Origin of the sequence: Bordetella genomosp. 12, assembly GCF_002261355.1 — a bacterium.
Classification (GTDB): Bacteria; Pseudomonadota; Gammaproteobacteria; order Burkholderiales; family Burkholderiaceae_B; genus Bordetella.
In genome coordinates, this window is record NZ_NEVU01000003.1 from 1408889 (window position 1) to 1433870 (window position 24982).

Consider the following 24982-nt stretch of genomic DNA (forward strand, 5'->3'; position numbering starts at 1 on the left):
GACACGCATGCACTTCGATCAACACGTCGCGGTACCGGACCCGGCCGCCGGACCCGAGGTCTACCGTCAGCACGCACGCACGTGGTTGCGGGCCCATCTGCCCGACTTCATGCGCGCCGACAATCCCGCCTGGCGCACGCCTTCGCTGGAGGAAAGCAGCGCCTGGGAAGCCGCCATGTATCACGCCGGATTGGCGGGCATGACGTGGCCCAAAGCCTATGGCGGGCATGGCCTGAGCCTGCGCGAGCATCTGGCCGTCAACAAGGAGATCGGCGCCCTGCCCATGCCTGAAAGCGTGAGCTCCATCGGCAAAGAACTGGCCGGCCCCATCATCATGGCGGTAGGCACCGAGGCGCAGAAACAGGCCTTTTTGCCCAATATCCTGGCCATGACACAGTACTGGTGCCAAGGTTTCTCCGAGCCGGACGCCGGCTCGGACCTCGCACGTTTGCGCACCAAGGCCGTGGAGGACAACGGTCAGTGGCGTATCAACGGACAGAAAATCTGGACCAGCGGCGCGGCCAAGGCGCACTACTGCCTGCTGTTGACCCGCACCGGTACAGTCGCCGACAAGCACCGGGGCCTGCTCATGTTTGCGGTGCCCATGGACACCCCGGGCATTCGCGTCGTGCCCATCAAGTCCATCGACGGAAAATCTTCTTTTGCCGAAGTGTTCTTCGATGATGTCGTCGTGCCCGACAGCGCACGGCTGGGCGCGCCCGACGAGGGTTGGAGCGCGGCCATCCGCGTGCTGTCCATCGAGCGGGCCACCAATCGCATGTATCGTCCTTGGCGTTTCGAGTGCGAGCTGCGGCAACTGATTACGGCCTGCAAATCCGACAGCCAGCTGGCCCACCATCTGGAAGATGGTTATTTCCAGCGCCGTGTCGCAGACCTGTTGGGCGAGATCGATGGTCTCAAAGGCCTGGTTGAACTGACCGTCGAGCGCATGATGCGCGGCGAGACCATCGGCGCACGCGGCTCGCTCACCAAACTTTACTGGTCGGAATGCCATCAAGCCTTCGCCGGGCTGGCGCTGGCCACGCTTTCACAGGTCGGCCCGCACTCCAGCCCGCTGGCTCGCAGAGCCCAGGCCGCATTCACCAACGCCTACCTGTTCGCGCGCGCCGAAACCATCTACGCCGGCACCACGGAAGTGCAGCTCGATGTCATCGCGCAGCGCGTCATGAATCTCCCCAAGGATCTGACATGAGCAGCGACGACCTGCATCCCGAAGAATTCGCCCAGGCCGCCCATGCGGCCATCACCGATGCCATGACGCGCCCGGACCACCGTGCCATGGCCGCGGTGCTCGCGCAAGCCGGCCTGTACGGGGTCATGGCCGCCGAAGATGACGGCGGACTGGGCCTGGACCTGGCCTTTGCCCTGCCCATCGCTCACGCGGCCGGCCATCTGCACCTGCCTTTGCCGCTGGCCGAGCAGATCCTGCTGGCGCACGCTTTGACGGGTACGCCTCAGGCAGCCGCGCTGGCAGGCGCGCAGCAACTGGCGGGCATCGCCTGGCAAGGCAGCGTGCAAAGCGGTCATGCGCGGCTGGACCATGGCCCCGCCGATTGGGTGCTGGTCGCCGATGGCGACGGCGCCAGCCTGCTGGACATCACGGGAGCCACGAGCGAGGAACAGTCCGCCCTGGATCCGGAGCAGCCCCAACGCTGGCTCTCGCTGCAAGGCGCGCCGGTGCTGGCGCGTCTGGATGCGGCGGCCTGGGCCGGATTGCAGCACCGCGCCCGGATTCTGCTGGCCGAATTCGCCAACGGCGCGGCCGAGGGTGCGCTGCAGGCAGCGGCCAGTTATATGGCCACCCGCGTCCAGTTCGGGCGGCCCCTGTCCGCCAAACAGGCCGTGCGCCATCTCCTGGCGCGCATGCGCCTGCTGCAGGACGTCTCCCGTGCGGCCATCCGCCGCGCCACGCTCACCGATGAGTTTGGCGCACCGCGCGACGCCCGCCCGGCGCTGACCGGCGCGCTCGGCAATGCCGCCTACGTTATCGAGAAGGCCATTCATCTGCATGGCGGCATGGGCTTTACCTGGGAGCTTGCGCTGCACCGGGCGCTGCGCGCCGTGCGCAGACTGGACGCCGCCTTTGCCGGCTTATCGCGCGAGACCGGCCGCGCCTACATTCAATCGGTATGACACCATGACCCTGCAACAGGACCTGAGCGCCCGCGTGGCGCTGGTTACCGGCGCCGGTGCCGGCATCGGCCGCGCCACGGCGAGCCTGCTGGCCGCGCGCGGCGCCATCGTCGGCGTCAACGATCTCAAACAAGAGCTGGTCGACGCGACGGTACACAGTATTACCGCCGCCGGCGGGCGCGCCTTCGCCGTCACGCAGAACGTCGCCACGCGCGAGGGCATCACCCAGGCCGTTAAGGCAGCGGCCGACCAGGGGGGCCGCTTCGACATCCTGGTCAACAACGCCGCGTGGGTGCGCTACCAGAGCGCGCCCGAGATTCAGCCCGATACCCTGGACCGCATGCTGGATATCGGTTTCAAGGCGGTGATCTGGGGCATCCAGGCTGCGGCCGCCGTGATGGACCCGGCCCGCGGCGGCGCCATCGTCAATGTCGCTTCCACGGCAGCCTTGAAATCCGCTCCCAACTCCATCGTCTATTCGGGTATCAAAGCCGGCATTCTCGGCATCACCCGGGCCGCGGCGGCCGAGCTCGGCGCGCAGCACATACGCGTCAACGCAGTGTGTCCGTCAGCGGTGCCAACCGAAGGCACGCAACGCAACCGCAATGCCGAGCGCGATGCTCGCCGCGTGGCCAGCACCCCGCTGGGCCGCCTGGGCAATGTCGAAGACATCGCCAGCGGCATCGTGTTTCTGGCCAGCGACGAAGCCCGCTTCATTACCGCCCAGGGGCTGGTGATCGACGGCGGCATCACCTTCACCACGCTGTGATGCGCACGGCCCTGCTGACCGGAGCGGCCAGCGGCATCGGCCGCGCCGCGGCGCGCCAACTGGCGGCCGACGGCTGGCGTTGCGTGCTGGTCGACCGCAATGCACAAGCCTTGCAGGCCGTCAGCGACGAACTTGGCGCCGCCCACCTGCCGCGTGTGGCCGACCTCACCGATGCCGCGCAGATCGCCGCGCTGGCGCACGGTATGCCCGCGCTCGATGCCCTCATCAACAATGCCGGCATGACCGATAGCAGCAACCTGCCCGTCGTGACGCAAGACCCTGACGGCTGGCGGCGCCTGCTCGAACTCAACCTGCACGCTCCCGCGCGTCTGGTGCAAGCCTTGCGCGCCGCCTTGCGGCCCGGCGCGCGGATCATCAACGTGGCCTCCGGCGCCGGCCTGCGCGCCATCCCCTGGCGCGGCGCGTACAGCCCCAGCAAAGCAGGCCTGATCGCTCAGACCCGGGCCATGGCGGCGGCATTGCCTGACTATCGTTTCACCGTGCTGTGCCCGGGTTTCGTCCGCACGGAACTGGTGGCCAGCCTGATCGCGTCGGGCCGGCTGGATCCGGCGCGCGCGGTGGCCAAGATCCCGCTCGGCCGTCTCGGCGAGCCTCAGGATATCGCTTGCGCCCTGCGTTTTCTGGCCAGCGACGAGGCCGCGGCGCTGCCGGCCGACATGCTGGCCGTGGATGGCGGGTCGTCGATTTTCGGGGGTAGCCAGGCCTACGGCCCCACTCCGCATGCGCCGCTGGCGTGGGATACGCCGCTGGACCTGCGGGTGCATGGCCCCTGGGATGGGCCGCCAGCGGACGGCACGCCGGGTTACCCGGCGATCCTGGATACCCGCGCGCTGGCCAGCCCGCCCGGCCAACGCCTCGATGCCATCGTGCAGGCGGCGCAGCAAGCCGCGCTGACCGGTCCCGGCAGTCTCACGATCCTGTTGCCGCAGGATGCGCAACCGGACTGGCAAGCCGCAGGCGAACGCGCGGCGGCCCGCATGCTGATCGCCACCCTGGCCTGCGAATGGGGCCCCCTCGCGGCGCGCGTCAATGCCATCGAAGTCCCGCCAGGCGGCGACCCGCAGCGCTATCTCCCCCTGCTGCGCTTCATGGCCGGCGCGCAGGCGCAGTACCTCACCGGCCAGACACTGGGCAGCCCATGACGGATCCCGACACCCTCAAAGCGAACTTCATCGCCGCGCGCGGCTATTGGCGCCCCTGGAATGAAGCCTTGTTGCACGGCAATCCGGCTTTCATCGAACGGTATGCCGCCTACGCGGGTCATCCGGCGCGCACCGGCCCCTTATCGGCACGCATGGTCGAACTGATCTATCTCGCCCTGGATGCCTCCGCCACCCATCTCTATGAGGCAGGGCTGACGACGCATCTGCGCCTGGCGCGGCAAGCGGGCGCCAGCGAGGCCGACCTGTTCGACGTGCTGCACCGGGTCACGCTGCAAGGGTTGAGCGCCGTCTTTCAGGCCGCGGACCTGCTGCACGAGGCCGCGCCCCTGCCCCCCCTGGAGGCCGGCCACCCGCTGCAGGCTCGCATCGCTGCCGCCTGCCCCGAGCAGGCCGGCAGTTTGCGCCGGCTGGCGGCGGCCGACCCGGGCTACGTGACCGCGCTGCTGGATTTTCTCGAACTGGGACGGCCTCAGGGCGGCCTGCAGCCGCGCGAATGCCTGTTGATCGACCTCGCTTTGCACGCCTGCTTCACCCACGCCGATCTGCCCGCGACCCACGCGCTGATCCAGCAGGGCGTGGCGCGCGGCATCGGCCGCGCCGCCATGCTGCAGGCCCTGCAATTGGGCGCCCACCTCGCGGTTCACGGCGCCGCCTTGGGCGCCGTCGTCTTCTCCCGGCAAGGCCCGCAGTCCTGATTCAGCCGCGCGGCCCGGCGCCGGGTTTCAGGGCTGCGCCTGGCGGCTTGCGGCCGTTGCGAACGTCTGCGCCAAGTCCAGCATGTCGCGCTTATAGTCATCCAGGCTGCCGCGGTACGCCTCGAGATACAGATCGTGGCGCGCCTTCTTCAAGGCCGGCGAATCCACCGCCTGGCGCACGGCGGCCGACAGTTTTTCGCGAACCGCGGCGTCCATGCCGCTGCGCACCGCCACGCTATAGCTGCTGTGAAACACCATGTCGGGCACCCCCAAGTCCGCGAAGGTCTTCACCCCCGGTATCTGGCTTACGCTGCCGGGACGTCCGGTGTAGGCCAGCACCTTGACCCGGGGATTGTCCTTGACGCTTTGCGTCGTGCCGATCGTAGTGAAGTAAGCGTCGATCTGGCCGCCCAGAATGGCTCCCACTCCCTCGGCGCCCCCTTTGAAGGGAATAGAGCGATACTTAACGCCCAGGCCCGCGGCAACCCGCTCGGCCAGTGTGGAGTAGGTTCCCACCCCCAGGTCGGCCGTGCCGATGTCCAGCTCCCGCTTCAGGCCTTTGAGGTCCGATAGCTGCGTCCAGCCGCGATCCGCTGGCACGATGAAGGCATAACTGCTCTGGCCCAGCGCAGCGAGGATGTCGAAGTCCGTGAATTCATAAGCCGCGCTCGGCGTCATGATTTTGGCGCTGTAGAAACCCTCGGCGTGCACCAGCAGCGTGTAGCCATCGGCGGGCCGGCTCTTGACCGCCTGAATGCCGATAGCCGAGCCGGCGCCAGGCCGGTTTTCCACCACCACCGGTTGGCCCAGAATCTTACCCAGCTCCTGCGCGAACGCGCGCGAAATCCCGTCCGTCGCCGCCCCGGGCGGATAGGGGACGACCAGACGCAGCGGCTTGTCCGGATAATCGGCCGGGGCCGCGCTGGCGGCGATGGCATAAAGGGTGCAGAAGGCCGCGCTGCCCAGCAGCAAACGGCGCCGTATGGCCTGAGTCATGGATAGTCTTCTTCAGTTGTCCCCGAACCCAGTGTATCGATCGGCGCGCGCGCGATTCCCTCATCTGCACGCAGTTCTGATCTGCGGTTTCAGCTATAGGCAATTCAGCCGGGCTACCTAGAATTTAGGGGTTTCATATAACTCGAAAATTCGGGAGACAACGCAATGCCCCATTCCCTTTTGACACGGCGCGCCGTGCTGCTGGCCGGCCTGATGCTGAGCCTGGGCTCGCAAGCCTTTGCCGCGCAGGAGAGCTGGCCGCAGCGGCCGATCCGCATGGTGGTCGCCGGGTCGCCGGGCGCGGGCGGCGATATCTTTGCGCGTTTGATCTCCACGCCCCTGGCCCAGGCGCTCAAGCAGCCGGTGGTCGTGGAGACCAAGCCCGGCGCCAATGGCATGATCGCCGCCGACAACGTGGTTCGCTCGGCCAACGATGGCTACACCCTGCTCTTCGCACCCTCGTCGACCATCCTGCTCAACCCCGTCGTATTGCCTTCTCTGCCCTACGACACCGAAAAAGATCTGGTGCCGGTGGCCCAGGTCGGCGCCGCCGGCATCCTGCTCGTGGCCAACCCCAGCACGGGCTTCAAGAACCTGGCCGACATGGTGGCCTACGCCAAAGCCAATCCGGGCAAGCTGGCCTATGGCTCATGGGGCACGGGCTCTTCCGGCCATCTGGCGATGGAAGGCATCAAGGCACGCTACGGTCTGGACATGCCGCATGTCCCTTACAAGCAACTCGTCACCGAGAGCACCGATCTGATCGCCAACAACATCAGCGTGGGCTTCATGGACATCGCTTCGCCCATCCCGCACATGCGTGCCGGCAAGCTGGTGGCCCTGGGCCAGACGGGCTCGCGCCGCTGGCCGGCCACGATGGATGTCCCCACGCTGGCCGAGCAAGGCTACAAGTTCGAAGCCGATGGCTGGTACGGCGTGTTCGCGCCGGCGGGCACTGCGCCGGAAATCATCGAGCGCCTCAACGCCGAGATCTACCGTGCGCAACACGACCCGGAAGTCCAGGAAAAAATCGAAGGGCAGAACATGATCGTCCCGCCTGACGCGACCGCACAGGAGTTCGCCGCCTCGATCAAACGCGATGCCACGATCTGGCAAGACCTGGCCAAGCTATCGGATCTGAAGAACAAGTAAGCACACGCCCCGCCGCGCTGCCTGTTCGGGCAACGCGCGCTCCCCCCACCTTGTCCGCTTGAAGGGTTCTGCATGGACACCGTTGGCTCCACCGTCTTTTCCCCCTCCGCTCTGCTGGGCCGCGTGGCTGTCGTGACAGGCGCCACCGGTGGCATTGGTCAGGCCATCTGCCAGCAACTGCACACCATGGGCGCCCAGGTCGTGCACGTGGACATCCATGCCGCCGAGCCCCCTGCCACCACGGCCGGCCGGATCGATCTGCGATGCGACATCGCCGATCCGGACTCCGTGGCGCAGATGGCCCAACAGGTCCGCAGCCGCCTGGGCCGCTGCGATATCCTAGTCAATAACGCCGCGGTCAGCGCGCCACCGACCGCGCTGGAAGACTTCCTCATCGATCTGTGGGACAGGATCATGCGCGTCAACCTGCGCGGCGCCTTGCTGTGCGCGCAAGCGCTGTTCCCGCTCCTGCGCGAGCAGCCGGCCGGCAGTATCGTCAACGTCGCGTCGATTTCCGCCCACGCGCCCACCCGGGTCGGCGCCTATGGCACCGCCAAGGCCGGCTTGCAGGCGCTGACCCGCCAGATGGCCGTCGAATGGGGGCCGCTGGGTATTCGGGCCAACGCCATCAGCCCCGGGATGATCCGTACGCCCTTATCCGAGGCGCACTATCGCGATGACGCCGTGCTCCAGAAGCGCCATGCCAGCATCCCGGCGCGCCGCACCGGGTGGCCCCAAGACATCGCCGGCGCGGTGGCGTTTCTGGCCAGCGACGCCGCGCTTTATGTCAATGGCGAGGATATCGTCGTCGACGGCGGTTTTCTCAAAGCCTCGCTGAGTAATCTGTACCGCGCCTGACCCGCCGCGGCCACGCGCGTTTGGGCCGCGGCCTTCATTAGCTATATCCCCCCGGGCCTGCCTCAGGCAAACTATCACCGCCGGTCGAATAATAGAACCGGCAGGGTGTTCTGCTGTTGCGCGTAAATAAGGTTGATGATTAGCCCTTTACTCACAGGCCTCTCGCTCCATGGGATTTCGCATAATTGGTGCCGCTTTACCCAAAGCCGTCTTGTGCAGCGTTTTTCTGTTTCTGGTCAGCGGTTGTTCGCTCTTGCAGGAGTTTCAGCCCGCGGTGGCGATAGAGCCCATCCCGCCCAGTGAATATATCCGCCATCAGCGCGGCGACGTGCTGGCCACCGGCAAGCTGAGCGGCCCCACCACGCAGGCGCTTCAGGTCACCGGACTGGATATCGGGGCCTGCAAATCCAGCCAGGATCCGGCCTGCATCCCGGGCCTGGAAGCGGCCTCCGGGCTCTCCTCCGAGCGCCGCCTCGCCGCCCTGGCGGAACTGGCCCTGCAGCGGGCCATCCCCACCACCGAAGCCCATGCATCGGTCACGCCGGCGCAGGCCATCGATCTCTGGATGGATGTGGCCCGTTACGCCTATGCTTACCTCTTCTTCACGGACAAGTCCTCGCAGGATCGCGCCTTCGAAGACCGGCAGACCCAGGTCCGGGACTGGTACAACTATGCGGTCCAGCAAACCCTGCTGGCCCTGTTTGCCGAGATGAACCGCAGCGCGACGGTCGTCACCGCCGGACAGCAGCGGGTCGCGGTGGGCGATTGGAACATCCTGTTCGACATCAAAGTGCGCCTGCCTGGCGACCGTGGCATGCCCAATGAGCTGCTGCCGGCCTCATCCCTGTCGTTCAAGGGTGTGCGCAATACCTACCGCCGCGATGGCCTGGGCGCCGAGCTGGTCGCGCTGGTCGACAGCACGCCCGTCGTGCTGACCTCGTCCACCGACGCCGCCACGCCCCCGCCCCCGAACAACCCGCGTGCCGCCACGCGCACGCCGATGTGGAGCGAGATGCCCTCGCCCAACATCACCGCCCTGGTTCACTTCAACGGCGGCGACCTCGACAGCGTGCTGCGCTCGCAGGACGTGCGCATCAGCGTGCACGACCCGCTCGTCGAAAGCGAAGTCCCGGTCAACGGACAGCTCGTGCCGCTGGCCGGCAACTTCACGGCGGGCTATGGCGTGTGGCTGGCCAATTCCGGCTTCAATCGCCAATCGCTGCTCAGCCTGTTCGGGCGCGAACAGGGCATCGCGCAGCCCCACCTGTACATGATGCAGCCCTTCGATCCCAAGCGGCGCATCATTCTGCTCATCCACGGGCTGGCCAGCAGCCCCGAGGCCTGGGTCAACGTCGCCAACGAGGTCCTCAGCGACGACAGTCTGCGCAGCGAGTACCAGGTGTGGCAGATGTATTACCCGACCAATATGCCGGTGCTGGTCAACCATCTCGCTATCCGCGAATTGTTGACCGACGCCTTGCACCAGCTGGACCCCCACGGCAACAGCCGCGCCGCCCAGGGCATCGTCGTCATTGGCCACAGCATGGGCGGGCTCATCAGCCGGCTGCTCATCTCCTCTTCGGGCGATCAACTGCTGGACTGGGCGCGCGACAAGCAGGGCATCGCCCCGGAACTGCTGAGCCAGACCTCCCCGAGCCTGCGGCCCATGCTGGACTTCAAGCCCTTTCCCGGTGTCGAACGCGCCATCTTCATCGCCTCACCCCATCGCGGCACTTCCGTTGCCGCCGGCGGGCTGGCGCACTGGGTCTCGGGTTTTATCCGCCTGCCCATCACCTTGCTCGAAGGGCTCGACGGCAAGCTGCAGGCCCAGACCGGAAAGTCCTCCGACGGCGTCTCGCGCCTGGTCGCCGCCGTGCCCAACAGCATCGACAACCTGAGCGAACACGACAGCTTCGTCATCGCCGCATCGGACCTGCCGATCAACCCGGATGTGTGCTACCACTCGATCATTGCGCGCCGCTCGCCCGACGGCTCGCTGGCCAATACTGACGACGGCCTCGTGCCCTACGCCAGCTCGCATCTTGCGGGCGCGGAATCCGAAAAAATCATCGTCTCGGGGCATAGCGTGCAACAGAGCGCCGCGGCCATCATCGAGATCCGCCGCATCCTGCACGAAGATATCGAAGACTACCGCCGCCATCCGCAACGTCACAACGTGGTGTGCGCGCCCCCTGCCCAGGCAGCCTCCAGCGACGCCAAGCTCGGCGGCCTGGCCCCAGCGGCCGCCCCCGGCCAGATCACGCCGCTGCGCGGCGTTGCGGCCCGCTTAAGCCCATGAAAAAAACCGGGCACTCGCATTACGAGTGTCCGGCTTTTGCTTTGCAGAGCGGGCGGGTCAATCGCCCGCCTGCAAGGGCTTAGGCCCGGCTGCTGGAGAAAAACTTCTCCAGCTTGGCCTTGACGGCATCCCACTTCTTGTCGCGCTCGGCCTTGCGCTCGGCCTTCTTGCCAGCGCGAATCGCGTCTTCTGCCGCGTCAGCGGCAGCTTCGGCGGCAGCCACCGAACTGGCCACTTCATCGAACAACTCGTCATAGCGCACCCGCAGCGCGCGGCCGCCGGAGCTCTTGACGAACGCATCGAGCAGGCTCGGATCGACTTCTTCGACGTCGGCGATCAAAGCGGTGGTTCCGGGAAGGATTTGCGCGCTCAAGGAGCTCAGCAGCAGATCATCTCCCGTGGCGGCGTCGGCATCGGCCAAGGAGCCGAACAGCGCGCCGCCCGAAAAGCCGAGCAGGATCCCGACCGGGCCGCCAAGAATACCCACAACCGCGCCGATCACCGAACCGGTGGCTGCGCCCGTGCCGAAAATGCTGTTGGCGCCTTCGCGCACGGAGATGTGGCCGGAGGCGTCGCGTTGCACGACTGCCATTTGGTTGATCGTGGCGGGGGAAGATGAGGACAAATCGGTAAACGCCTTGTAGGCGCGCGATTCATCGTCCCACGTAATCGCAACAACATTTCTTGTCATGCCAAGTACCCCTATTGAGAACAACCGGACAGGAAACAAAGCCTCTCAACAAGCACCACAGCCAGCCATGCCGCACCGCAGCACTCACTGATGTAAACAAAAATTGCGTACTGACAATCAGCCGGCGAGGTCGAGCGCCAGGCCCGACGCTCGCAATGGGAATGAGAATTTAAGTCGATCAGCGCGCGCAGTGTCAATTGCGGCAATCAAATAATCTTTCGGCAAGTTGAAACAAAACCATTCTTAATCAGATAAAAATATCAAGACACTGCGCAACGTAATAGCCGTATTTATTCGAATAAATCGGGTGGTAATTCCGCCGCCCTCCCGCCACCTCACCACCCCTGCTGCGGGCGCGCCGCAGTATGCTTGTCCGTGCGCCAATACATGCCGGACAGGAATGAACTTCTCACGCAACGATATCGCCGCCTTTCTTGAAGTGGTGCGCGCCGGCAGTGTCAGCCGCGCGGCCGACAATATCGGCGTCACGCAGCCCTCGGTGTCCAAGGCCTTACGACGCCTCGAAGACGAGGCCGGCGTGACCCTGCTCGAACGCGGTGTGCATGGCGCCAAACTCACCAACGAAGGCCAGTTGTTCCACGAAACGGCGCGCCGCTATGAGGCGCAGCACCATGAACTGGTGCGCACGGCCACGGAACTGCGCGCCCGGCATTCGGGCCTGCTGCGTATAGGCATCACCAGCCCCGGCGAAAGCGTCGTGGTCCACAGTATGTCCGAGCTGGTCCGCCGCCGGCCGGGCGTGCGGCTGCAACTGCGCATCGGCAAATCCGACGAGCTCAATGCCGCCGTCGAAGACGGCCTGCTGGATCTGGCCGTGGCGCCCACTTACCCGGGACAACACTGGAGCTGCACTCAGCTGACCCTGGCCGAGGAGGACTCGCGCCTGGTGGCCCGTGTCCACCATCCCCTGGCGCAGAAAGCCAACCTGCAACTGTGCGACCTGGCCCCCTATGCCTGGGTCATGGCCTCGCAGCACAGCGCCGCCCGGCAATTGCTCAACGGCATTTTTCAAAGCCATAACGAGCCGGTGCCCCGCGTGGCGCTTGAAGTCGACTACATGTCCGAAGCGTCGCTGGGATTGCTGGCCTCCACCGACCTGCTCGCGCTGGTGCGCAGCCCTTTGCTGCGCGGCTGGCTGGGCCGCGTCGTGCCGCTGCCCCTGGCACAACTGCACATCAAGCGCTCGCTGGTGCTGCTGACCCGCCCGGAAGCGGAATGGTCACACCTGATGGTCGAATTCCGTGGCGTGCTGCTGGCGGCGATGGCGCCACCGCACAGGTAGTTTCCCGATATATGCCCACCAGGCATGTTTTGCAGTTCAATTGAGCATGGCTGACGGCGGCTTCTGGCGCGACGCTGCGGGTTCCGGAACTCCACAAGCTTTGCGCCATGACTCAACCCAACATCGTCCTTATCGTTGCCGACAATCTAGGCTGGGGCGAACTCGGCTGCTACGGCGGCGGGGCCCTGCGCGGGGCCCCCACTCCCCGCATCGACCAACTGGCCCGCGAGGGTCTGCTGCTGCAGAACTTCAACGTCGAGAGCGACTGTGTGCCCACGCGGTCGGCCTTGATGACCGGCCGCCACCCCATCCGTACGGGCAGCCTGCAGTCGGTGCCTCCGGGTCTGCCGCAAGGTCTGACCCGCTGGGAAGTCACCCTGCCGCAGTTGCTGTCGGCGCAGGGCTATGCCACGGCGCACTTCGGCAAATGGCATTTGGGCGACATCGAGGGCCGCTATCCCAGTGACCGCGGCTTCGACGAATGGTATGGCATCCCCCGAACCACCGACGAAAGCCAATTCACTTCCAGCGTGGGCTATGACCCGCTGGTGGCGGAGCTGCCTTACATCATGGAGGGCAAGGCGGGAGAGCCCTCGCGCAAGGTCAAGCTGTACGACCTGGAGTCGCGGCGCGGCATCGACGCCGACCTGGTCGACAAGAGCCGCGCCTTCATCGAACGCCACACCCAGGCAGGCAAGCCCTTCTTTCTGTATCTGCCCTTGGTGCACCTGCACTTTCCCACCCTGCCGCACCCGGATTTCGCGGGCAGCACCGGCAACGGCGATTTCGCGGACTCCATGGCCGAGATGGATCACCGGGTCGGGCAGATCGTCGATGAGGTCGCGCGCCTGGGCATCGCCGAGAACACCGTGTTCATCTTCTGCAGCGACAACGGCCCCGAGTTCCGCGCTCCGTTCCGCGGCACCGCCGGGCCGTGGCGCGGCACCTACCATACCGCCATGGAAGGCAGCCTGCGGGTGCCCTTCATTGCACGCTGGCCCGGCAATATCGCACCGGGCCGCATCAGCAATGAGATCCTCCACGTCACCGACATCTTCGCCACCCTGGCCAAACTGGGCGGCGCTCCGGTGCCCGAGGACCGCCCCATCGACGGCGTCGACCAGAGCGCGTTTCTGTTCGGCAACGCCGAGAAATCGGCGCGAGAAGGTTTCATCTTCTATATCAAGCAGGAAATGCGCGCGCTCAAATGGCGCGACTGGAAGCTGCATTTTTACTGGGAGCCCGAGGTCAACGAGGGCAAGGGCAAACTGGAATCGCCCTATCTGTTCAACCTGACGCGCGACCCCAAGGAGGAGACCGATGTGCTGGTCTTCAATACCTGGGTGCTCGGCCCCATGCTGCGCATGGTCAAGGCCTTCAACGAAAGCGTCGAGGCCTTCCCCAACACCCGGCCAGGCGCCAAGGACCCCCTATGAGCGCCTCGCCCTTCGCCCATGTGCCGCCCTTCGCGGGCGATCCCATTCTGTCCTTGAACGAAGACTTCGGGCGAGATCCCCGGCCTGACAAGGTCAATCTTGGCATCGGTGTCTATCTCGACGAGCACGGCATCCTGCCCCAGTTGGCGGCGGTCCGCGAAGCGGAATGCCGCGTCTTCCAACGCGGCGGAGCCAAACCCTATCTGCCCATGAGCGGCGCGCCCGACTATCGCCACCTGGCGCAGGAACTGGCCTTTGGCGCCGACGCCGCTGTGCTGCGGCAAGGCCGCGTCGCGACCATCCAGACGCTGGGCGGTTCGGGCGCGCTGCGCATCGGTGCGGACTTTCTCAAGGCCAGCCACCCTGCGAGCGGCGCCTGGGTCAGCGACCCGACCTGGGAGAACCATTACGGCTTGCTGGGCGGCTGCGGCATCGAGGTCCAGCCTTACCCTTATTACGACCCCGCTACCGGCGGCATCGCCCTGGACCGGATGCTGCACACCCTGTCGGCCCTGCCCGCGCGCAGCATCGTCGTGCTGCACGCCTGCTGCCACAACCCCACCGGGGTCGATCCGAGCCCAGCCGAGTGGGAAGCGATCTGCCAGGTCATCGCCGATCGCGGACTCATCGCCTTCGTGGACATGGCCTACCAAGGCTTCGGGCGGGGCATGGACGAAGATGCCAGGGTGCCGCGCATGCTGGCCCAGGCGGGCGCCAGCTTCCTGCTGGCTTGCAGTTTCTCCAAGAATCTGTCGCTGTACGGCGAGCGCTGCGGCGCCCTGCATGTCGTCTGCGGCTCGGCCGACGAAGCCGTCCGCGTGCAGGGGCAATTGCAGGCGGCCGTGCGCCGCAACTACTCCAACCCGCCGACCCAGGGCGCCGCACTCATCGCCACCGTTCTGGCCGACGAGGCGCTCAGAGCGAGCTGGCTGGCCGAACTCTCGGCCATGCGCGAGCGTATCGCCGACATGCGCGTCAGGCTGCGGGCCGCGCTGCAAGCCCTGCTGCCCGCCGCAGACTACGGTTATCTCACCCGGCAGCAAGGCCTGTTCAGCTACACCGGGCTGAGCCCTGAGCACGTGGACAGGCTGCGCCAGGACAGCGCCATCTACCTGCTGCGCTCCGGTCGCATGTGCATGGCCGGGCTGACCCCCGCCAACCTGCCTCATGTGGCCCGCGCCATCGCCGCCACCGTCGCCCAACCCCAACCCGCCCCGCAGGCGGCATAGCCTGGCCTTGAACCTTCACTGCATGAGGATGTCCATGAACCCGCTCACCTGCCGTCTCTCCCGCCGCACGGCCGCCTGTGTTCTGCTGGCCTGCCTGACGGGTGCCGCCACGCACGCGGTAGCGCAATCCGCCGCCGGCACCTATCCGAATAAGTCCATCGCCTGGGTTGTCGGCTGGCCGCCGGGCGGCAGCGCCGATACCGCCACACGCCTGATCGCGCACCGTCTCGAACAGATGCTGGGCCAGCCCGTCGTGGTGGAAAACCGCCAAGGCGCCGCTGGCGTCATCGCCCTGAACTACGCCGCGAAAGCCCCGGCCGATGGCTACACCCTGGTGACCGTTCCCGGCCCGGTGCTCACCGCCACACCCGCGCCCCTCATCGGCAGGGAGCTGGCCGCCGTGGCCATGATGGGCAAAGGCCCTGCCGTACTGTTCGGCACCAAGGCAGAACCGCTGCCCGACACCGTGCCCGAGCTGATCACCGCGCTCAAGGCCAAGCCGCAACACTTCAATTACGTCTCTTCCGGCAACGGCACCGCCCAACACCTGGCGGGCGAACTCTTCAACCAGATGGCCGGCACCCGCATCAACCACATCCCCTATAAAGGCGGCACTCAGGCCGTCACGGACGTGATCGGCGGCCAGGTCAATCTCGGCGTGCTCGGTATCACTTCGGTGCTGCCGCATATCCAGGCCGGCAAGCTCAAGCCCTATGCCGTCACCACCGCCACCCGCTCCAAGAACCTGCCTGATGTGCCTGCGCTGGCCGAAACCCTGCCCGGTTTCGAGGCAACGCAATGGTTTGTCGTGGCCAGTCCGGCCGGCACGCCAACCGACCGCATCGACAAGCTCAACGCTGCCATCGGCGCCATTCTGAAAGAGCCGGAGATCGCGGCCGGCTTCGCCCGGGTCGGCATCGATCCCGAAGCGGCCACGCCCGCGCAGACCGCTGAATTCGTGACCCAGGACTTGCAGCGCTGGAAGCAGCTCGTCGACACCGCGCATCTCAACATCGACTGATTAACCGCCATGATCACCACCGCATTCCAAGACTTCAGCATCCCCGAGCGTCAGGCCAAACCGCGCACCCGCGGCCTGGCCATGATGATCGATTGGGGCATGGGCCTGGCCCGCCAGACCGACACCGTCGAATCCGCCGGCGAGTACATCGACTTCGCCAAAATCGCCGCCGGCATCGCCCGCTTCATGCCGGCGGACCTGCTGCGGGCCAAGCTGGCGCAGTACGCCCAGCACGGCATATCCACCTCGCCAGGCGGCCTGTTCGCCGAGCTCGCGCTCAAGACGGGCCGCTACGAGAAGTTCGTCGACGACGTGCTGGCGGCAGGCTTCAGCGGGATCGAAGTCTCCGACAATCTGCTCAAACTCAGCGCCAGCGACAAGAGCGCGGCCATCAAGCGGGCCAAAGACCAGGGCTTGAAGGTGTTTGGCGAAGTCGGCCGCAAGGAGGGTTCGCTGGATGACCAGACCTTGATTCAGGACGTGCAGATCTGCCTGGACGCCGGCTCGGACTGGGTGTTTCTCGAAGCCTCCGAACTCTTTGCCGGCAACCAGGTCCGCGGGGCGCTGATAGCCGAACTGGCACGCCGTTTCCCGGCGGAGAAACTCATCTATGAACTGCCAGTCGTCGTCATCCCGGGCGTGACCCGCGATTACAAACACAAAATCTGCGCCTGGCTTGTCAAAGAGTTGGGTACCGAAGTCAACCTCGCCAACATCGAGTGGGACGAGATGTACCTGACCGAACTGGTCAGACGCGGATTCGCCGGCGACACCTCCCATCCGCAAGGCGCCTACCGCCTGGCCGGCTTCGACCCGGAAGACTGATCGCGCCCCCGCCCCGCCGCCTCGCGCCGGGCGGGGCAGCCGCCGCGCGCCTCAACGCTCCTGCACTGTGGGCCGATACAGGATCTCGTTGATGTCGACCTCCGGCGGCTGACTCATCGCGAACAGCACGCAGCGCGCAAAACTATCGGCGCCGATCGCGTTGTCCCGGTAGAACGCCGCGATGGCCTGATTGACCTCCGGCGCGCCCACCGAAGCCGGCAATTCGGTATCCACGGCGCCGGGCGACAGGACGGTCGTGCGGATGCGATAAGGCTTGACCTCCTTGCGCAAGGCCTCGGAAATCACCCTCACCGCATACTTGGTCGCCGAGTAAATGGCGCCGCCGGCGTTGACGGTATGGCCGGCCACCGAAGACACATTGATGAACTGCCCGCACTGCTGCGCCTTGAAATGCGGCAATGCCGCGGCGATTCCCCACAGTACGCCCTTGATGTTGACATCGATGCATTGGTCCCACTCGTCGAAGCGCAGCATCTCCAAGGGCGCCAGCGGCATCACCCCGGCGTTGTTGATCATCACGTCCACGCCGCCATGGCGTGCGACCGCATGATCGACCAATGCCTTGACCTGCTCGCGCTGCGTCACATCCACCTGAAGTGCCGCCTCTTCCGGCAAACCCAGCTCGGCCGTCAGCGCGTGCAGGCGATCCAGCCTGCGCGCGCCGAGCACGACCTTCGCGCCGGCCCGAACGAGATGACGCGCCGTTTCCGCGCCCAACCCGCTCGACGCGCCGGTGATCACCACCACCTTGTCCTTGATGTTCTCATGCATATCGGTATCTCACCTTGAAATGAAGCAGTGCGCGGCCTTACAGGCCGGTCGTCTTCAGGAGTTGCTCGGGATAGCGCTCGCCTTCGATCGGAATGGCGGCGGCGGCCGACGCGATGGCCGCCAGATCGGCCGCGTCCATCGCAATATTGGCTGCGCCCAGGTTCTCCTCCAGCCGCGACAAGCGCGTCGTCCCGGGGATAGGCACGATCCACGGCTTCTGCGCCAGCAGCCAGGCCAATGCTATCTGCGCCGGCGTGGCGCCCTTGTCCGCCCCGATACGGCGCAACAGCTCCACCAACGCCTGATTCTTTGCCATGGCCTCGGGCGTAAAGCGCGGCAGCTGACGCCGGAAATCTCCTGCGCCCAATGGCGTGTCCTTGCTCATCGCGCCGGTCAGAAACCCCTTGCCCAGGGGGCTGTAGGGCACCAGCCCGATACCCAATTCCTCGCACACCTCCAGGATGCCGTTGGTTTCGACCCCGCGGGTCCATAAGGAGTACTCGTTCTGCAGCGCCGTCACCGGTTGCACGGCATGCGCGCGGCGCACCGTGTTCGCCCCCGGTTCCGACAGCCCGAAATGCTTGACCTTGCCCGCGTCGATCAAGTCCTTGACCGCACCGGCGACATCCTCGATAGGCACCTCGGGATCCACGCGATGCTGATAGAACAGATCGATCTGCTCGATGCCCAGGCGCTTGAGCGACGCCTCGGCCACGGCCTTGATGTGCGCGGGCCGGCTATTCAGCCCGCTCTGCTTGCCGTCGACGATGTTGAACCCGAACTTGGTCGCGATCACCACCTGCTCACGCAGCGGCCGCAAGGCCTCGCCCACCATCGCTTCGTTGGTGTAGGGTCCATAGACCTCGGCCGTATCAAAGAACGTGACGCCGTGCTCCACCGCCTGGCGGATCAGCCTGACGCCGTCTTCCTTGCTCAGCTTGTGCGCATAGCTGAAATCCAGCCCCATGCAGCCATAGCCAAGGGCGGACACTTCCAGTTTGCGCTTGCCCAGTGTGCGTGTTTGCATAAGTGTTTGCTCCTTCGATTTTCCAGAGTGCAAGGCGCGTTCAGCGCCCTGCTGCGGCGTATTGCGCATCGGTGACGTGCTCCATCCAATCCACCGCCTTGCCGTCTTTCATTTCCACGATCGCGATATGGCTCATCGCGCAATCGCGCGATGCGCCGTGCCAATGTTTCTCGCCGGGCTCGATCCATACCGTGTCGCCAGGCCGGATAATCTCGACAGGCCCCTCCCAGCGGCCGACATAGCCCAACCCGGCCGTCACGAGCAGCGTCTGCCCCAGGGGATGGGTATGCCAGGCAGTGCGCGCGCCCGGCTCGAAAGTCACGGTGGCGCCGCTCAGGTTGCCGCTGCCGCAAAAGGGGCAATCGATGCGCACCGTACCGGTGAAGTATTCCGCCGGCCCTCTGGCCGACGGGGCAGAACCTGCCAGGCTGATTTTCATGTTGGCTCCCATTCATGACGCGCAAGCGCGGATCCCTATGCCCGATGCGGGCCCGGCCCGATCGCCTCTTCGCTGAACGTCATGGTAGGCAGAAGCGCCACGCGGATACAGACCCCGGGGCCGCATGCACTCTTGAGCTGGATTCATGAATCGCGTGGCCGGCCGCCCGGCCCGCGTCATGCGCGTGGCGCGTCAGCGACGCGCCGGGCCCGGCCGTTCAGGCGTATCCCGATGCCGCAATGCCTCGACCACCACCGCCAGCGCGCCAGAAGGATGGAGACGGCTGGGGTAATAGAGGTAATAGCCTGGATAGGGTTGGCACCATGCTTCCAGCACACGCACCAGCGTTCCCGCGGCGAGGTCTTCCTGCACCATGTCCTCGGGCACGAAGGCCAGCCCGTACCCGGCGCGCGCCGCTCTCACGATGGGTGTACTGCTGTTGAACACCCACTGCCCCTCGACGCGGACCTTGACCGCCTTGCCCTGCTTTGCGAAGTCCCAGGGCAGGATGCCGCCATGGGTGGGCAAGCGCAGATTCACGCCCTGGTGCGCGGCCAGATCATGCGGCGAAGCCGGCTTGCGATACCTGGCGAAGTAATCCGGCGAGCCCACCACGGCCATACGCAGATCGGGGCTGATGCGCACGGCGATCATGTCCTTGGCCACCTGGTCGCCCAGCCGCACACCGGCGTCGAAGCGCTCTGACACAATATCCGACAGCGCATAATCGACGCTGATCTCGACGCGGATGCCGGGATAGTCCCGCAGCACGGCCGCCAGCTTGGGCCACAGCACGCAATTGGCGGCGTGTTCCGCCGCGGTGATCCGGATCGTGCCGGCAGGCCTTGCCCCCAGGTCCCTGACAGCGTCGACCTCGGCGTCGATCTCATCAAAGCGGGGCGCGACCGCCGCGTAGAGTTGCTGGCCGGCCTCGGTCAGGGCCAGCCTGCGCGTCGTGCGCACCAGCAAACGTACGCCCAAACGCGCTTCCAGGCCTTTGACGGCGTGGCTCACCGCCGATGCCGTCACGTCCAGCCGAGCCGCCGCGCGCGTGAAACTGCCCTCGCGCACCACATGCAGCCAGGCGAGCACATCGCTGAACGGATCGGGGTGACGGGGCATCGTCTACGGCGCGCCATCCGGGACGCGCAGCGCGTCGATCAGCACGGCCATGGCCGGCGACGGCGCACCCCGGCTTGGGTAGTAAAGGTGGTAGCCGGGAAACACCGGCGACCAATCGGCCAGCACCCTGACCAGACGGCCCCGGGCCAGATAGGGGCGCACCATGTCCTCCAGCACATAACCCAGCCCGAAACCGGCCAAGGCCGCATCGACGATCTGCGAGGGTTCGCTGAAGACCAATTGCCCATCGACGTGCGCATTGACGCGCCGCTTGCCCTTGGCCAGCTCCCAGGCATAGCGGCCGCCCTGGCTCATCAAATGCAGATTGATGCAGGTGTGGCGGGTCAGGTCGCGAGGCGATCTGGGCGCGGGGTGCCGGGCCAGATAGTCGGGCGCGGCCACAATGGCCACGGGCAAGTCGGCGCCGATCCGCACCGCCACCGTGTCGCCCGTCACCATGTCGCCCGAGCGCACCCCCATGTCATAGCGTTCGGCGACGATATCCACCAGCCGGGCCTCGACGATCACCTCGACCTTGATGTCCGGATAACGGGGCAGCAAGCGGGCCAGCCTGGGCCAGAGCACCGTGCGCGCGGCATGTTCGGTGGCGGTGATCCGCACCGTGCCGGCCGGCTTGCCGCTGGCAGCGCCCGTGGCAAGCAAGGCGGCCTCGATCGCCTCGAATCGCGGCGCCACGTTCTGCAGCAGGCGCTCGCCGGCCTCGGTCGGCGCCACACTGCGTGTCGTACGCGTGAGCAACCTCAGGCCCAGCGCCGTCTCCAGCGCCCGGATGGTGTGGCTGAGCGCCGACTGCGACACGCCAAGCTGCGCCGCGGCACGCGTAAAACTCTTCGCGCGCGCCACCGCCATAAACGCCAACAGGTCGTGGTAACTCGCACCCGGCATGGATGAACCCGGCTCAATAATCTGAGCCGATCTTACCAGCCGCCCATCAGGCTTGCCACGCGCGCGCGGCGGCCGCGCAACGCCGGCGCTGCGCCGTTTACGTCAGACGCCGGGTATCGGCCAGATCGCGGGCGCCCGTGCTTTCGACCCGCCAGGCCTGGCGTGCCTGGCCCAGCGCCAGCGCGCGCAACTGCTCGACGATGTGATATTGCGTCGGCATGTCTTCCCAGCGGGTGGGCAGAAAGCGCAGATGCGCCCGCGCAGTCTGTACCCGCGTCACCGTCAGTTGCCCGCCCTTGGGGGTCAAGGTGCAGTAGCAGGCGTCCGGCTCGGCGGCCGGGCCGGTGCCGGCGATGTACTTGAAATTCAGAATCCCGTCACCGGGCGCGGCCGGGCCGGCGTCCAGGGCCGCATCGCTCAGCGTCTCGAAGTCATACTCCACGAAGCGATGCCCGAGCCAATCCAACGACGCGGTCCACGGCCCCTCATCCTGGCGGGCGGGATCGGCAATCGCGGCGTAGATCTTGTTGTAGCCCAGCTCCTCACGCCCGCTGATGATGGCATCCGGCATGTTCTCCCACAGCACCGTCAGGAAGTGCCCGCGCGCGGCGTCCTCCTTGCCGCGATAACGCACCGGCACTTTCACGCCGAACGTGTTGTAGCCCCGGCCGGCCAGCCAGGCCAGATTGCGCCATTGCTGCAACTCGATGCGAACCACGGGCTCGCCGTCCAGTTCGAAGCCGGGCGGCAGCCAGGCGGCGATGCGGGCGGCATCGGCATCGAAATCCATCGCCCACAGCGTGCGGTCGGGCTGATGCGACCAATCGAAGGGCTGGCCGTCCGGTCCTTGCCGCGGACCCGGGGTGGGTCCGAAATGGGCCGGCATGCGATAGAGCTGTTGCGCGTCGAAAACAAATGACATCAGGCGACGGGTTCGGTTATGCAGAAAGGGAAGAGGCGTAAGCTAGGGGTAGCTGGCGGCGCTAGCGGCGCCGGCACGGGGTCACTCGGGTTTGATGCCTTTCTCGAGCGCGAGCTTGCGGAAATCCGCGTACTCGTCACGGACCTTCTGTTCGAAGGCGGCCCCGCCCGTCGGCGCGGGCTCGATGCCGATATTCAGCATGGCCTGACGCGTGGCCGGCTCCTGCATGGTGTCGGCGATCGCGCGCTCCAGCTTGGCCCGGACGTCCGCCGGCAAGCCTGCCGGCGCGGCAATGCCCAGCCAACTGCTGATATCCATGGGATAGCCAGCCTCGGTCATGGTGGGCACATCGGGCAGCAGCGTCGAGCGCTTGGCCGTGGTCACCGCCAGCGCACGCACCTTATCCGACTTGACGTAGGGCGCGGCCACCACCACCGTGTCGAAGGTCATCGGTATCTGCCCGCCGATCAGGTCCGTCATCGCCGGTGAGCTGCCCTTGTAGGCCACCGACGTCATCTTGATGTCGGCCACCGAGTTGAGCGTCTCGCCCGCGAAATGCATGATGGATCCCGGCCCGAAAGAGCCATAGAACATCCGGCTGGGCTCCTGCTTGGCCTGCTGCACCAAGGCCTTGACGTCGTGATACGGCGTCTTGGGATGCGCCAGCAGAATCACCGGCATGGTGCCCGTCAAGCCCAGATAGTCGAAACTCTTGAGCGGGTCATAAGGCGTCTGCGTATTGACCGCCGGGTTCGCGGTGAAGGTAGACGGTCCCGTCAGCAGCAGCGTGTATCCGTCGGCCGGTGAGCGCGCCACCTCCATCGCCCCGATCTGCGTAGCCGCCCCAGCGCGGTTCTCCACGATGACCGACTGCCCGAGGCGTTCGGCCAGGCGTGGCGCCAGCAGACGGCCGAGCGTGTCCGTCGTGCCTCCCGGCGGAAACGGCACCACCAAGCGGATGGGATGATCCGGATAGGCATCCTTGGCCTGGGCGGCCAGCGGGCTGAGGGTCAGGGTGGCCAGTGCGGCCGCGACGACGAAAGAACGCCGGGTGGCGAAGTACTTGTGCAATGCAGTCTCCATGAACATACCGCCAGCTCTCAGCCGGCTGTCTTTGTGGGTTCCAGGCGCGATCCGTCGCGCCATCGATCCGTTGCCGCCGGGTCAATTACCCAGCGCGGCGATCTCCGCCTTGACCTTCAACAGCTCCACCAGCAATCGATCCCGGCGCGCTTCCAGCGCCTGCATCGACAGCCCCTGTTGCGCCGCGCACGCGCCGTCGTGCAACTGCCCGCGCTCTTGCTCGCCCAGGCTGATGCGCTTGCTGCGGTCCGTGCTCGAGGCATCGCGCGCGGCAAACTTGGCGAAAGCGCCTGCCATGCCCGCGTCGCCCCCGGCCATATGGAAGGTCATGAAGGGCCCGACGAAAGGCCAGCGCATCCCGGGGCCCCAGGTGATCGCGCGATCGACGTCCTCCACCGAGGCCACGCCGTCGAGCACGAGCCGCGCGGCCTCGTTGAAAATCACGTACTGCAGGCGGTTGGCGACATGCCCATAAATCTCGCGGCGCAGCCGGATGGGCTCGCGTCCAATCGCGCGATAAAAATCGGCGGCGAGGTCGAGCGCGGCGGGCGCCGTGGCCTTGCCGCCCACCAGCTCGACCAGCGGCACCAGATGCGGCGGATTGAAAGGATGCGCCGTCAGGCATCGCTGCGGCCGCGTGCATGCCGATTGCATCACCGACATGGCCAGGGCCGACGTACTAGACGCGATGATGGCGCCCGCCTCGGCCGCCGCATCGATCTGCGCCAGGAGCTCGATCTTCAAAGCCTCGACTTCCGGCGCGTTCTCCTGAATCCAGCCGCAGCCGGCCACCGCCTCGGTCACCGTTGCGTGAAAACTGATCCGGTCGGGCGCGCCGGCGGGCGTCACCAACCCCAGCTCGACCAGCACCGGCCACACCTTGGCGACATAGGCGCGGGTCCGGCCGGCCGCCTCGGGATCGGGGTCCGTGGCCCGCACGGCAAAGCCTCGCGCGGCGAAATACGCCGCCCAGCTCATGCCGATCTGCCCCAGGCCAACAATGGCGGCCGGGCGTTGTTGTAGTTCTGTAAGCGTAAACATCAGGTCTCCTGCAGCCGCATTCTTCATCGGATCGAAGATAATATGGTTCCTCAATCAATTCCTGATGGGAATATCCGGTATTTATGCGTATCGAGGATGCGGACGTCTTCCTGAAGCTGGCCGAGCACCAGAACGTGCGCCGCACGGCCGAGCGTGTCGGCCTGACCCAATCCGCCGTGACCAAAGTTTTGCAGCGGCTCGAATTGGAATTCGGCCTGCCCCTGATGGAGCGCAGCGCCTCCGGCGTCGTCCTAACCAAGGCTGGGCATCTGCTGCATGGCAAAGCCGCCGACCTCGTCGCTTCCTACGAAAGCCTGCGGCACGACATGGCGGCCGCGCAGTCTGCGCAAAAAGCCGTGGCGCGCGTGGGCATCATCCCCGCCTTGCTGGATGCCAAACTCCTGCCGGTGCTGGCCGTATGGCGCAAACAACATCCCGGCCAGTTCCTGCAGATCAGCGTCAAAGTCTCCGATGAACTCACCGAAATGGTCAGCCAGGGCGACCTGGACCTGGCCATCGGCTTTGCCCCGACGCCGCGCTCCGAACTGCAAGCCTTGGCCCTGGGTCCTCAGCGCTACCACGTGGTCGTGCGCGCCGGCCATCCCCTCACCCTGCCCGGCCGCTCGACCATGCAGGCCCTCGCCCAGGCCGAGTGGCTCCTGCCCGCGCCGTCTGTCGGTATGCGCCTGTGGGTCGAAAAAGCCTTTCTGGACCTGAACCTGCCCGCCCCCGTCACGGCCGTGCAGACCGACACCTCCACGGCCCAATTCGCCAGCCTCATCCGCGCCAGCAACCTCATCACCGCGCTGATGACACCCATGTTCCTGTCGCCGGCCGGCAAAGGCCTGGTCGAACTGCCCTTCGACGCCGAATCCAGCATGCAACCGCTCGTGCTGCTGACCCGCCGCGCCGCCTACCTCTCGCCAGCCACCCTCGCCTTGCGCGATGCGCTGCACCGCGCGTTCATGGGAAATCCGGCGCCGGCATAAGCCCGGAATGCGGACAAGGGCAAGACGGCGCGCACCGATACCCCAGCCG

The 24982-nt window shown here is 66.2% G+C and carries 24 protein-coding genes; 14 read left to right on the top strand and 10 right to left on the bottom strand.

Annotation, left to right across the window (positions count from 1 at the left end):
* The first annotated feature begins 7 nt into the window (after positions 1-7).
* From CAL22_RS18555 to CAL22_RS18575, 5 genes are read left to right on the top strand one after another with little or no spacing between them, the layout of a single operon-like run.
* Positions 8-1213 (top strand): acyl-CoA dehydrogenase family protein, encoded by a 1206-nt coding sequence (locus CAL22_RS18555; RefSeq protein ID WP_094815703.1) that lies wholly within the window; start codon positions 8-10, stop codon positions 1211-1213.
* The gene (locus CAL22_RS18560) at positions 1210-2154 is read left to right on the top strand and encodes an acyl-CoA dehydrogenase family protein (RefSeq protein ID WP_094815704.1); all 945 of its coding nucleotides are present in this window, start codon (positions 1210-1212) and stop codon (positions 2152-2154) included. The genes CAL22_RS18555 and CAL22_RS18560 overlap by 4 nt, the downstream gene beginning before the upstream one ends.
* A 4-nt stretch (positions 2155-2158) precedes the next feature.
* On the top strand, positions 2159-2923 hold the full coding sequence (locus tag CAL22_RS18565; RefSeq protein ID WP_094815705.1) for an SDR family NAD(P)-dependent oxidoreductase: 765 nt from the start codon (positions 2159-2161) through the stop codon (positions 2921-2923).
* A complete protein-coding gene (locus tag CAL22_RS18570; protein WP_094815706.1) occupies positions 2923-4086 on the top strand; it encodes an SDR family NAD(P)-dependent oxidoreductase in 1164 nt (387 codons plus the stop codon). Before CAL22_RS18565 ends, CAL22_RS18570 begins: the two co-directional genes overlap by 1 nt.
* Complete coding sequence (locus CAL22_RS18575; RefSeq protein WP_094815707.1) at positions 4083-4802, top strand: carboxymuconolactone decarboxylase family protein; 720 nt, start codon at positions 4083-4085, stop codon at positions 4800-4802. The genes CAL22_RS18570 and CAL22_RS18575 overlap by 4 nt, the downstream gene beginning before the upstream one ends.
* A gap of 27 nt (positions 4803-4829) precedes the next feature.
* On the opposite strand, the gene CAL22_RS18580 is transcribed toward CAL22_RS18575, so the two are convergent.
* Positions 4830-5798, bottom strand: coding sequence for a tripartite tricarboxylate transporter substrate binding protein (locus tag CAL22_RS18580; protein WP_094815708.1), 969 nt, complete (start codon positions 5796-5798; stop codon positions 4830-4832).
* A gap of 165 nt (positions 5799-5963) precedes the next feature.
* On the opposite strand from CAL22_RS18580, the gene CAL22_RS18585 reads away from it, so the two are divergent.
* The 3 genes from CAL22_RS18585 (at position 5964) to CAL22_RS18595 (ending at position 10107) form a co-directional block, all read left to right on the top strand.
* The gene (locus tag CAL22_RS18585) at positions 5964-6950 is read left to right on the top strand and encodes a Bug family tripartite tricarboxylate transporter substrate binding protein (protein WP_094815709.1); all 987 of its coding nucleotides are present in this window, start codon (positions 5964-5966) and stop codon (positions 6948-6950) included.
* 72 nt (positions 6951-7022) lie between these two features.
* On the top strand, positions 7023-7808 hold the full coding sequence (locus CAL22_RS18590; protein WP_094815710.1) for an SDR family NAD(P)-dependent oxidoreductase: 786 nt from the start codon (positions 7023-7025) through the stop codon (positions 7806-7808).
* A 169-nt stretch (positions 7809-7977) separates the two neighbouring features.
* Positions 7978-10107, top strand: a complete 2130-nt coding sequence (locus tag CAL22_RS18595) for an esterase/lipase family protein (protein ID WP_143276998.1) — start codon at positions 7978-7980, stop codon at positions 10105-10107.
* Positions 10108-10186: 79 nt separating this feature from the next.
* On the opposite strand, the gene CAL22_RS18600 is transcribed toward CAL22_RS18595, so the two are convergent.
* Complete coding sequence (locus tag CAL22_RS18600; RefSeq protein WP_094815711.1) at positions 10187-10699, bottom strand: DUF1269 domain-containing protein; 513 nt, start codon at positions 10697-10699, stop codon at positions 10187-10189.
* A gap of 499 nt (positions 10700-11198) precedes the next feature.
* Here CAL22_RS18600 and CAL22_RS18605 point away from each other — a divergent pair, with 499 nt between their 5' ends.
* The 5 genes from CAL22_RS18605 to CAL22_RS18625 all read left to right on the top strand — a co-directional run bounded on the left by CAL22_RS18605 (position 11199) and on the right by CAL22_RS18625 (position 16612).
* Positions 11199-12101: a LysR family transcriptional regulator gene (locus CAL22_RS18605; protein ID WP_094815712.1), complete on the top strand. Its 903-nt coding sequence runs from the start codon at positions 11199-11201 to the stop codon at positions 12099-12101.
* A 107-nt stretch (positions 12102-12208) separates the two neighbouring features.
* A complete protein-coding gene (locus tag CAL22_RS18610; RefSeq protein ID WP_094815713.1) occupies positions 12209-13537 on the top strand; it encodes an arylsulfatase in 1329 nt (442 codons plus the stop codon).
* On the top strand, positions 13534-14766 hold the full coding sequence (locus CAL22_RS18615; protein ID WP_094815714.1) for an aromatic amino acid transaminase: 1233 nt from the start codon (positions 13534-13536) through the stop codon (positions 14764-14766). The genes CAL22_RS18610 and CAL22_RS18615 overlap by 4 nt, the downstream gene beginning before the upstream one ends.
* 34 nt (positions 14767-14800) lie before the next feature.
* Positions 14801-15787: a Bug family tripartite tricarboxylate transporter substrate binding protein gene (locus tag CAL22_RS18620; protein ID WP_094815715.1), complete on the top strand. Its 987-nt coding sequence runs from the start codon at positions 14801-14803 to the stop codon at positions 15785-15787.
* 9 nt (positions 15788-15796) lie between these two features.
* Entirely contained in the window at positions 15797-16612 is an 816-nt protein-coding gene (locus tag CAL22_RS18625) for a phosphosulfolactate synthase (protein WP_094815716.1), read from the top strand.
* Positions 16613-16663: 51 nt separating this feature from the next.
* On the opposite strand, the gene CAL22_RS18630 is transcribed toward CAL22_RS18625, so the two are convergent.
* From CAL22_RS18630 to CAL22_RS18665, 8 genes are all read right to left on the bottom strand, one after another.
* On the bottom strand, positions 16664-17404 hold the full coding sequence (locus tag CAL22_RS18630) for an SDR family oxidoreductase (RefSeq protein WP_094815717.1): 741 nt from the start codon (positions 17402-17404) through the stop codon (positions 16664-16666).
* A 37-nt stretch (positions 17405-17441) separates the two neighbouring features.
* Positions 17442-18431, bottom strand: coding sequence for an aldo/keto reductase (locus CAL22_RS18635; RefSeq protein ID WP_094815718.1), 990 nt, complete (start codon positions 18429-18431; stop codon positions 17442-17444).
* 40 nt (positions 18432-18471) lie between these two features.
* The gene (locus CAL22_RS18640; RefSeq protein ID WP_094815719.1) at positions 18472-18870 is read right to left on the bottom strand and encodes a (R)-mandelonitrile lyase; all 399 of its coding nucleotides are present in this window, start codon (positions 18868-18870) and stop codon (positions 18472-18474) included.
* A 192-nt stretch (positions 18871-19062) separates the two neighbouring features.
* Complete coding sequence (locus CAL22_RS18645; RefSeq protein ID WP_094815720.1) at positions 19063-19992, bottom strand: LysR family transcriptional regulator; 930 nt, start codon at positions 19990-19992, stop codon at positions 19063-19065.
* A gap of 3 nt (positions 19993-19995) precedes the next feature.
* The gene (locus tag CAL22_RS18650) at positions 19996-20898 is read right to left on the bottom strand and encodes a LysR family transcriptional regulator (RefSeq protein ID WP_094815721.1); all 903 of its coding nucleotides are present in this window, start codon (positions 20896-20898) and stop codon (positions 19996-19998) included.
* 97 nt (positions 20899-20995) lie between these two features.
* Entirely contained in the window at positions 20996-21820 is an 825-nt protein-coding gene (locus tag CAL22_RS18655; protein ID WP_094815722.1) for an acetoacetate decarboxylase family protein, read from the bottom strand.
* A gap of 81 nt (positions 21821-21901) precedes the next feature.
* Entirely contained in the window at positions 21902-22903 is a 1002-nt protein-coding gene (locus CAL22_RS18660) for a Bug family tripartite tricarboxylate transporter substrate binding protein (protein ID WP_094816795.1), read from the bottom strand.
* An 81-nt stretch (positions 22904-22984) separates the two neighbouring features.
* Positions 22985-23944, bottom strand: coding sequence for a 3-hydroxyacyl-CoA dehydrogenase NAD-binding domain-containing protein (locus CAL22_RS18665; RefSeq protein ID WP_244193942.1), 960 nt, complete (start codon positions 23942-23944; stop codon positions 22985-22987).
* 83 nt (positions 23945-24027) lie between these two features.
* On the opposite strand from CAL22_RS18665, the gene CAL22_RS18670 reads away from it, so the two are divergent.
* Positions 24028-24933 carry a LysR family transcriptional regulator gene (locus tag CAL22_RS18670; protein WP_094815724.1) on the top strand — a complete coding sequence of 302 codons (906 nt, stop codon included), beginning with the start codon at positions 24028-24030 and terminating at the stop codon, positions 24931-24933.
* Positions 24934-24982: the final 49 nt, after the last annotated feature.